Source organism: Nonomuraea sp. SBT364 (genome assembly GCF_001083785.1).
Taxonomy (GTDB): Bacteria; Actinomycetota; Actinomycetes; order Streptosporangiales; family Streptosporangiaceae; genus Nonomuraea.
In genome coordinates, this window is the sequence record NZ_LAVL01000252.1 from 1 (window position 1) to 9178 (window position 9178).

Below are 9178 nucleotides of genomic sequence, written 5' to 3' on the forward strand. Positions count from 1 at the left end.
CCCGCGGACTGACCGTGTCGTCGCGTGCCCCCGCGTGACCCCGCGTGACCCCGCGTGCCCGTGCGGGCCGCGGCGGGGTCAGCGGCGGGGTTTGTCGATGCGGGTGCCCTCGGTGGTGAAGAGCATCAGGCGGTTGGGGTCGACGCCCACCTTGGCGGCGTCGCCGGCCCGCCAGACCGGCCGGTTGCCGAGGCGGACGATGAGGTCGGCGCGGCGGTGGATGCCGCTGCCCGGGTGCTGGCCGGTCTGCTCCTGCTCCTGCTGCTCCGGCTCCGCGCGCTGCGGCAGCAGGCGGCGGACGAGGCCGGCGATGCCGCCGGAGCCGGTGCGCTGGCCGTTGCGGAGGGCGGCGCGGTCCGGGGGCTCGGGCACCGGCACGGCGGGCACGCCGCACTCGATGTAGGCGAGCCACTCGTGCCCGTGGTACTCCAGCGCACGCACCCGCCCGAAGAAGGACGGCCCGTCGTACGACTCGGGCACCGGCGCGAGCCCGTCGGGCCGCATGCCCACCAGCACCTGCCCGCCGGTGTACTGCGAGATGGCGTACGCGCGCGGATCGCTCCACGGGATCGTCAGCCGATGCGGCCCGAAGTCGAGCATGACGTACTGGTTCTGCGGCGTGCGCACCGTCGCTGCCAGCAGGTTCAGCTGCTGCGAGTTGAGGAACGCGGCCACGAACGCCGTTGCTGGATCGTTGTAAATCTGGGCCGGAGTACCGACGTCCTGCAGGACGCCGCGGTTCAGGATGGCGATCCGGTCGGCCAGGGTGAGCGCCTCGACCTGGTCGTGGGTCACGTAGATGGTGGTCACGCCGAGGGATCTGACCAGGGCGGAGATCTCCATGCGCAGCTCGGTGCGCATGCCGGCGTCCAGGTTGGACAGCGGCTCGTCCATGAGGAACAGCTTGGGCTGGCGGACGATCGCCCGGCCCATCGCGACGCGCTGGCGCTGGCCGCCCGAGAGGGTGCCGGGCCTGCGGTCCAGGGTCTCGTCGATGTGCAGCGCCTTGGACAGCTCGGTGACGCGTTCGCGGACCATGTTCGGGTCCGACTTGGCGATCTCCAGGGGGAAGGCGATGTTCCCGCGTACTGTCCGGTGCGGGTAGAGGGCGCCGTTCTGGAACACCATGGCCACGTCGCGGTCGCGCGGCGCCAGGTGGTTGGCCATCTGGCCGTCGAGCCAGAGCTCACCCTCGGTGATCTCCTCCAGCCCGGCGATCATGCGTAACAAGGTGGACTTGCCGCAACCCGATGGGCCGAGGAGGACGAGGAACTCGCCGTCCTCCGCCTTGAGGCTCAGGCGATCGACCGCTAAGTGGTCGCCCGGATACACCTTGGTCACTTTGTCGAGAACGACCGAGCTCATGGGCCCACACCTTGCGCACGTGTCACCTGTGACGGGGCTGATTGAAGAGGTAGTACATCGTGCCTTAACGCCGTGTGTCCACCCTTGACATAAAAGATCTCGCCCCCCGGGGTTTCGGTCGGGGGTTTTGTGCATCCGAACACCTATATTTCCGGATGACTGAGGGTGGAAGGGCTTGCGTAAACTTGCGGCAAGGTTTTCAATGGTCGGGAACTTCCGGGGGGTAAACCATGACCGCGTGGTGGCGCGACGCCGTGATCTATCAGGTGTACGTACGCAGTTTCGCCGATGGCGACGGTGACGGGGTGGGCGACCTGATAGGCGTCCGCGATCGCCTGCCGTACCTCGCCGGGCTCGGCGTCGACGCGATCTGGCTGACCCCTTTCTACCCGTCGCCCATGGCCGATTTCGGCTACGACGTGGCCGACTACCGCGACGTCGATCCGCTGTTCGGGACACTGGCCGACGCCAAGGCTCTGATCGACGAGGCGCACGGGCACGACCTTCGGATCATCGTCGACATCGTGCCGAACCACACCTCCTCGGCCCACCCCTGGTTCCAGGAGGCGCTGCGCGGGCGGCACCGCGACCGCTACATCTTCCGCGACGCGCCCAACGACTGGGAGTCGATCTTCGGCGGCCCGGCCTGGACCCAGGTCGAGGACGGCCAGTGGTACCTGCACCTGTTCGACTCCTCCCAGCCCGACCTCAACTGGGAGCACCCGGAGGTGCGCGCCGAGTTCGAGTCGATCCTGCGCTTCTGGCTCGACCTGGGCGTCGACGGCTTCCGGGTGGACGTGGCGCACGGCATGGTCAAGCCGCCCGGCCTGCCCGACATCGGTCACACGGGGCAGACCCGGCTCATCGGCAACGACGTGGTCCCGTACTTCGACAACGACGGCGTGCACGAGATCCACCGCGCGTGGCGGCGCGTGCTCGACTCCTACCCGGGCGAGCGCGTCGGCGTGGCGGAGGCGTGGGCGCCGACGCCGGAGCGGCTGGCCCTCTACGTCCGGCCGGACGAGCTGCACCAGGCGTTCAACTTCCACTTCCTGTTCGCGCCGTGGGACGCCGGCGCGCTGCGCGAGGTGATCGACTCGTCGCTGGCCTCGGCCGGTTCCGTGGGCGCGCCGTCCACCTGGGTGCTGTCCAACCACGACGTCAAGCGGCACGTCACCCGCTACGGCAGCCTGGCCAGGGCGCGCGCCGCCGCGCTGCTCTCGCTGGCGCTGCCCGGCTCCGCCTACGTCTACCAGGGCGACGAACTCGGCCTGCCCGAGGTGCTCGACCTGCCCGAGGAGCTGCTGCGCGACCCGCAGCGGCTGCGCGACCCCGACAGCGGCCGCGACGGCTGCCGGGTGCCGATGCCGTGGACCCGCGAGCTGGGCTGGCGCGACCCGTGGCTGCCCATCCCCGGGGCGTGGTCCGCGCTCAGCGTCGAGGCCCAGCAGGGCCGGGACGACTCCACGCTGGAGCTCTACCGGCAGGCGCTGCGGCTGCGCCGATCGTTCGCCGGCGACCTGGTGTGGCACGACTCGCCCGAGGGCACGCTCGTCTTCTCCAGGGGGGACCTGCTGTGCACGGTCAACCTGACCGGCGCTCCCGTCGACTTCGGGGCCGGCGGCGAGCTGCTGCTCGCCTCGGACGTCCCCGGCGCGGCCGATTCGGCGGCGTGGTGGAAAGTAAAGTAGCAGCCATGAACGGTCCCGCTCGCCTAGCCGACATCGCCGCCCAGGCCGGGGTGAGCGAGGCCACGGTCAGCCGCGTGCTCAACGGCAAGCCCGGCGTCTCCGCGGCCACCCGGCAGGCCGTCATGACCGCGCTCGACCTCATGGGCTACGAACGCCCGCCCCGCCTGCGCCAGCGCAGCAACGGGCTGATCGGCCTGGTGACCCCCGAGCTGGACAACCCGATCTTCCCCGCGTTCGCGCAGGCGATCGAGAAGGCGCTGACCCAGCACGGCTACACGCCGGTGCTGTGCACCCAGCTGCCCGGCGGCGCGCCCGAGGACGAGTTCACCGAGCTGCTGGTCGACCGGGGCGTCAGCGGCATCGTGTTCGTCTCCGGCCTGCACGCCGACACCACCGCCCGGATGGACCGATACACCCGGCTCACCGACCGCGGGCTGCCGATCGTGCTGGTCGACGGCTACAGCGAGCACATCGCCGCGCCGTTCATCTCGCCCGACGACCGCATGGCCGCCCGGCTGGCCGTCCAGCACCTCGTGGACCTCGGCCACGAGCGGATCGGGCTCGCGCTCGGGCCGCGCCGCTTCGTGCCGGTGATCCGCAAGATCGAGGGCTACCGGCAGGCGATGGCGCAACTGCTCGGCGCGTCCGCGACCGACGACCTCATCACGCATTCGCTGTTCTCCGTCGAGGGCGGCCAGGCGGCGGGCGCCCAGCTGCTGGCGCTCGGCTGCACCGGCATCGTGTGCGCCAGCGACCTGATGGCGCTCGGCGCGATCCGCGCCTGCCGTGAGAAGGGCCTGTCGGTGCCGGGGGAGGTGTCGGTGGTCGGCTTCGACGACTCGCCGCTGATCGCCTTCACCGATCCGCCGCTCACCACCGTGCGCAAGCCGATCATGGCGATGGCGCAGGCGGCGGTGCAGACGCTGCTCGAAGAGGTCAACGGCGCCCCGGCCAAGCACGTCGAGCTGATGTTCCAGCCCGAGCTGGTCGTCCGCGGCTCCACCGGCTCCGGCCCGCTGGTCAACCGATGAAGGACGTCCTGGTCCTCGGCGGCGCCGGCGTCGACTCGACGGTCTACGTGCCGGAGCTGCCGCTGCCGTACCGCGACACCTACCACGTGCCGCCGGTGATCGACCGCATCGGCAACACCGGCGCCGGCGTGACGCTGGGCTGCGCCGCGCTCGGCCTCGACGTCACCTTCGCCGACCTGATCGGCGACGACCCGCAGGGCGCACTCGTCCGCGACGCGCTGCGCGGCGTCGACTGCGCCTTCGGCCCGGCCGTGGCGGGCACCCGCCGCAGCGTCCTGCTGGTCGGCCCCGACGGCCGCCGCACGTCCCTGTTCGACCCCAAGGCCATGCCGGGCGAACGCCTGCCGCGCCACCTCTACACCGGCGTCGCGGCCCGGCACACGCATGTGTCCATCACCGACTTCTGCCGCCACGTCTACCCCGACCTGCGGGGCACGGTCATCTCCACCGACCTGCACGACTGGGACGGCGTCAACGCCTACCACGAGGACTTCGCCCACAACTCCGACCTGGTCTTCCTCTCGGCGACGGCGCTGCCCGACCCGGCCGCCACCATGCGCGGCATCATCGCGAAGGGCCGCGCCCACACGGTCGTGTGCACCCGGGGCGCCGACGGCTGCCTCGTCCTGACGCGCGACGGCGACCTGCGCGCCTTCCCCGCCGCCCCGCTGCCCGGCCCGGTCGCCGACAGCAACGGCGCCGGCGACGCGTTCGTCTCCGGCTTCCTGTACGGGACCCTGCGCGGCCTCCCGCTCGACACCCGCGTACGGCTCGGCGCGATCGCCGGAGCGCACGCCTGCACCACAGCGGGCACCCACGAGTCCCCGATCACCGAAGCCGTGCTGCTGGAGCGGATCCGAACATAACTTCGAAAAGCTCTTCCCGAACGGCCCCGCGAAAGTTACGATCATGCTCGTGGCCGGCCCGGGCCGATCATGCGAGCCCCGGCTCCACGCCGATCGGGGCGTCCGTGCGGACGCTCCTCGACTGGACGGGGAACTCGTTGAAGAGACGCACCACGATCGCGCTCGGCCTCGGCCTGGCCCTGCTGGGCTCCACCGCCCTCACCGCGCCCGCCGGCGCCGCGGCCGTCGTGACCACCCAGCTGGCGGCCACCACGGCGATCGCCCGGGAGACCGCGGCGTTCTGGCTGGCAGGCGGCGCGGCCAACCTGCGGAGCGCGACGCCCTACGGCGTGCAGACCGTGGTCCACGGGCAGCGCTCGTCCGGCCCGGCCGTCCCGGACGGCAAACCCGGCACCGTCCCGCCCGTGCCCGGCCCCGACTCCCCGGCGGGGCAGCCCGCGACCTCGGGCAAGGTGTTCTTCGTCGGCGGCGACGGCCTGCCGCACTGGTGCACGGGCACCGCCGTGCAGTCGGTCTACCGCAACCTCGTCGCCACGGCGGGGCACTGCGCGCACGACCTCCAGCGCTCCGGGGCGGCCTTCGACAAGTGGGTCTTCGTCCCCGGCCACTCCGGCGGCGCGACCCCGTGGGGGCTGTACGTCGGCAAGCAGGTCTCCACCCACTACGACTTCGGCGCCTACACCGACCACGACCGCGACTTCGCCCTCGTGAACGTCTACAGCGGGGTCGTCGCAGCCTCCGACGGCACGCTGACGAGCACCGGAAGGCTGGTCGACAACGTCGGCGGGCAGGGCTTCTCCTGGAACCAGCCGCTGGACGGGCCGAGGGACGTCTTCGGCTACCCGGCCGGCTCCCATCCCGACGGCACCGAGCCCCGCACCGGCGAGACCCTCGAACGGTCCACCGGGCCGGTGTTCACCATGACGCTCTCCGACCTCGCGGCCGACAGCCCCGCCGGAGTCGACTCCCCGTTCCCCGGCGAGGGCTCGCTCGGCTCCGCCTGGGTGGAGCGCTACAGCCCCGCCGAGCGCGCCGGTTACCTCAACGGCGTCACGATCAGCGTCTCCGACACCGACGGCGACGGGCGTTACGACACCGGGGTCTCGCCGTACTTCGACTTCCAGACGGCCGAGGTCTACCGGATCGCCGCACGTCAATGGACCGGCACCATCCTCAGGTAAGGATCGGCGTGTACCTGATCCGCCGACCCGGGCGCCGTGGAGGCGCTGCACGTCCACGGGTTGCACTGGGTCGTCCGAGAGGGCGGCCCGCCCCCGGCGGACATGATCGAGTTGCGCACTCTCGCCAGGTCCCGGCTCGCCGACTCCCACCAGTGCAACGTCGACGACCGCAGCCTGCGCGGCCTGGCCAACGGCATCCGGCACGAGGTGTCCTATTACCTGCTGGACGACACCGTCGTCGAGACCGAGCCGGGCCGCTGGGCGTTCGCGGCCCACGACGGGCCGCTGCCCGGCGGGTCCGGCGACGCGCCCTTCGTCCCGCCCTGCCCGGTCATCCGCCTGGGGCCGCCGTCCCCCGGCGAGGGCACCGTGTACGCGATCTTCATGGACCGCGTCGCCAAGCACGACAGCGTCGGCCGGCACCACATCTACGCCCTGCCCGGCGCGCGGCTGCCGGGGCTGGGCACGGCGCTGCGCGAGACCGTCCCCGACGGCGACGTCTGGCCGCGCGAGCTGATGGTGCTGCGCGCCTTGGTCGCGCCGGGAGAGATTGGCATCGGGGCGGCGCTGGAGCGCTGCAACGACTGGCCCGATTTCCGCGAACCGGAGTTCGACGGCCACCAGGGCTCACACGACGCCGCGCTCCGGCTGACGGCCACCTTCCCGCCCTCGCCCTCCCTGCACCGCGAACGCACCGTCGTCCACGTGGGCGAGCACGTGGCGCAGTTGTTCCTCTCCGGCGTGGACGACACCTACGGTCAGTGGTTGCTGTTCGACGACCGGTGGGCGGGAGCTCACCCCGATCTGGCCGGCTCGCTGATGTGGTACGCCGCCCACTGGGACCCGGCGTGCGCGCGACCGCACACCCGGCTCACGACCTGCGCGGACAACCGCGTCCGCTACGTCGCCGTGGCCGGCGCCGACGGCCGCCCGTTCGTGCGGCTCGCCGAACCGTGGGAGGAGGACGGCGTCTGGGGCCCCCACGGGTCGTTTCACCGGCGTCCGCCCGCCCAGGAGGTGCTCGGCACCGTCGAACTGCAGCTTCAGCAGCCGGCTCCGGACGTTTGCGCCTTCACCGCGTACTCCGTCACCCCGCACCGCCGAGGGCGGCTCGCCGCCGGGCTGCTCGGCAAGCGCATCGCGGCCGATCTGCGCGCCGCAGGTATCACCCGGACGACCGGCCGGCTGCCCGGCGACCACTCGCGCTACGACCACGGCGGCCTCTTCCTGCGGATGCTCGGCGACCTGGTGCACCGCCGCCCGGACGCCGGTCAGGAAGTCGTTCTCCGACCTTGCCAGGGGGGCTGAGCGGCAGGAGACTCCATCTCACGTGACCCCTTTGGGAGGGACATGAGCAGAGAGCGCTTACTGCGCACGCTGGGCATCGCCGTGGCCGTTGTGGGGCTCATCATCGGCATGCTTCCCATTCCGCACAACGGTGACAACACCTGCGGAAGCGCGTTTTTCCCCGACGACTACTTCCAGTGTCCCGCCGAGCAGAGCGGACGCATGATGCTCGCCGTCATCTTCCTCGTTCCGGGCCTGATCATGATCGTCGCCGGGAGAGGTGGCGGGAGGAAGGGCGGGACCGGTGCCCCCGCTCCCGGGCCCGTCGCTCCCGGGCCTGTCGCTTCTGGGCCCGGCGTCCCTGGTATGGCTGGGGCCTGGCCGGAGCGGTGGCAGCCGGGGGACCTTGTCATCGACGTCCGGGGCCGGGTGTTCGTACGCGCGTCCGGGCAGGATGAGAGGGTCGGGCGGCCCTGGGGTTACCCGAGGCCCGACACCCTCGACGTCTCCGGCCGGCCCGTGGTCCCGGAGGGGGCGGTGGGTGAGCAGGAGCCGATCCGGCCGCTGACCCTGCTGGTGCGCCACGGTCGCCCGCTGCCACCCTTCCCCCCGCCGGCCGGGGGCTGAGCGTCCGAGCCCTCGCCCGGACCCGGCGCTACGGCAGCTCTCAGCCTAGGCTGATCCGCACGCCGCTGCTCAGGGCCGAGTCGTGCAGTTCCAGCCCGGCGGGCTCGGTGTCGCGGGGCAGCTCGAACACCAGGGTGCCGGTGAACGACTTGCCGGGGGCGATGCTGATCGGGGTGATCTCGGCGCCCTCCTTGTCGAGCAGGCCGGTGCCGTCGTGCGCGGTCTCGTCGCTGTCGAGGAGCTTCTGCTGGGCCGGGTAGAGGACGCGGGCGTCCTGGCCGATGTTGCCGACCTTCAGCGCGACGCGGCAGGTGCGGCGCTTGGCCGACTTGCCGGGCTCGGGGCATGCGGCGGAGGTCACGGCGAAGCTCAGCTTGCCGTCGTGCACCGGCTCGCCGTCCTCGCCGACGGCCGGGCCGCGTGACATCCAGATGAGCACCGTGACCAGCACCGCGATGAGCACCAGGGTGATCACCAGGGCGGTCATGCAGCCGGTGAACACGCTCCGGCCCGGCCGGGCGGCCTGGGGCCGGGGGCGCGGCGGCAGCGGGCCCTGGCCGGTGCGGTGCGGCGACATCGGCATCGGGCCGGTCCGCTCCGGGTGCGGCAGCGACGACGGCACCGGCCCGGTGCGCTCGGCGTGCGGCACCGGCCCCTGCCGCGTCCGATCGGCGCGCGGCGGCCCGGGAACCGGACCGGTCCGCTCCGGATGCGGCATGCGCGTCGGGCCCGAGCGCTCGGCGGGCGGCATGGGTGTCGGGCCTGAGCGCTCGGCGGGTGGCATGGGCGTGGGGCCCGAGCGCTCGGCGGGCGGTGTGGGAACGGGCCCTGTGCGCTCCGGATGCGGCCCGTGCCCGCGCGCGGGCGCGTGACCGGGCGGCGGGGCCGCGCCATGCCGCGACGACGGCGGCCCCGGCTGCGGCCCGGGCGCGGGCGCCTGAGACCCGTGCGGACCGGCCGCGCCCTGCTGCGACGGTTGCGGCCCGGCGGGGCCCTGCGGCGGTTGCGGCCCGGGCGGCCCCTGCGAGGGCTGTGCGCCGGGGGCGCCCTGCGGGGGCTTCGGCCCGGCCGCGCGCTGCGAGGGCTGTGGGCCGGGGGCGCCATGCGACGGTTGCGGGCCGTGTGAGGGG

Annotated in this window: 8 protein-coding genes; 6 read left to right on the top strand and 2 right to left on the bottom strand. The window is 72.8% G+C overall.

Annotated features, from left to right (window positions below; translation table 11 throughout):
• Positions 1–78: 78 nt before the first annotated feature.
• Positions 79–1365, bottom strand: coding sequence for an ABC transporter ATP-binding protein (locus ADY59_RS45105; RefSeq protein WP_049576837.1), 1287 nt, complete (start codon positions 1363–1365; stop codon positions 79–81).
• 230 nt (positions 1366–1595) lie between these two features.
• Between ADY59_RS45105 and ADY59_RS45110 the strand changes: the two genes are divergently transcribed.
• The 6 genes from ADY59_RS45110 to ADY59_RS45135 all read left to right on the top strand — a co-directional run bounded on the left by ADY59_RS45110 (position 1596) and on the right by ADY59_RS45135 (position 8048).
• A complete protein-coding gene (locus ADY59_RS45110; RefSeq protein ID WP_049576838.1) occupies positions 1596–3056 on the top strand; it encodes a glycoside hydrolase family 13 protein in 1461 nt (486 codons plus the stop codon).
• Positions 3057–3061: 5 nt separating this feature from the next.
• Positions 3062–4087 carry a LacI family DNA-binding transcriptional regulator gene (locus ADY59_RS45115; protein ID WP_049576839.1) on the top strand — a complete coding sequence of 342 codons (1026 nt, stop codon included), beginning with the start codon at positions 3062–3064 and terminating at the stop codon, positions 4085–4087.
• Positions 4084–4953, top strand: a complete 870-nt coding sequence (locus tag ADY59_RS45120; protein ID WP_049576840.1) for a PfkB family carbohydrate kinase — start codon at positions 4084–4086, stop codon at positions 4951–4953. Before ADY59_RS45115 ends, ADY59_RS45120 begins: the two co-directional genes overlap by 4 nt.
• Positions 4954–5090: 137 nt before the next feature.
• Positions 5091–6134 (top strand): trypsin-like serine peptidase, encoded by a 1044-nt coding sequence (locus ADY59_RS45125; RefSeq protein ID WP_156326135.1) that lies wholly within the window; start codon positions 5091–5093, stop codon positions 6132–6134.
• A gap of 36 nt (positions 6135–6170) precedes the next feature.
• Positions 6171–7442, top strand: a complete 1272-nt coding sequence (locus ADY59_RS45130; RefSeq protein WP_049576842.1) for a hypothetical protein — start codon at positions 6171–6173, stop codon at positions 7440–7442.
• A 42-nt stretch (positions 7443–7484) separates the two neighbouring features.
• Positions 7485–8048, top strand: a complete 564-nt coding sequence (locus ADY59_RS45135) for a hypothetical protein (protein WP_049576844.1) — start codon at positions 7485–7487, stop codon at positions 8046–8048.
• Between the two features lie 40 nt (positions 8049–8088).
• Here ADY59_RS45135 and ADY59_RS45140 read toward each other — a convergent pair whose 3' ends face one another.
• Positions 8089–8799, bottom strand: a complete 711-nt coding sequence (locus ADY59_RS45140; RefSeq protein WP_049576847.1) for a DUF4352 domain-containing protein — start codon at positions 8797–8799, stop codon at positions 8089–8091.
• Positions 8800–9178 lie beyond the last annotated feature (379 nt).

Coding starts and splice junctions, on each gene's coding strand:
- ADY59_RS45105 (WP_049576837.1), bottom strand. CDS start 1,365: ATGAGCTCGGTCGTTCTCGACAAAGTGACCAAGGTGTATCCGGGCGAC.
- ADY59_RS45110 (WP_049576838.1), top strand. CDS start 1,596: ATGACCGCGTGGTGGCGCGACGCCGTGATCTATCAGGTGTACGTACGC.
- ADY59_RS45115 (WP_049576839.1), top strand. CDS start 3,062: ATGAACGGTCCCGCTCGCCTAGCCGACATCGCCGCCCAGGCCGGGGTG.
- ADY59_RS45120 (WP_049576840.1), top strand. CDS start 4,084: ATGAAGGACGTCCTGGTCCTCGGCGGCGCCGGCGTCGACTCGACGGTC.
- ADY59_RS45135 (WP_049576844.1), top strand. CDS start 7,485: ATGAGCAGAGAGCGCTTACTGCGCACGCTGGGCATCGCCGTGGCCGTT.
- ADY59_RS45140 (WP_049576847.1), bottom strand. CDS start 8,799: ATGCCGCCCGCCGAGCGCTCGGGCCCGACGCGCATGCCGCATCCGGAG.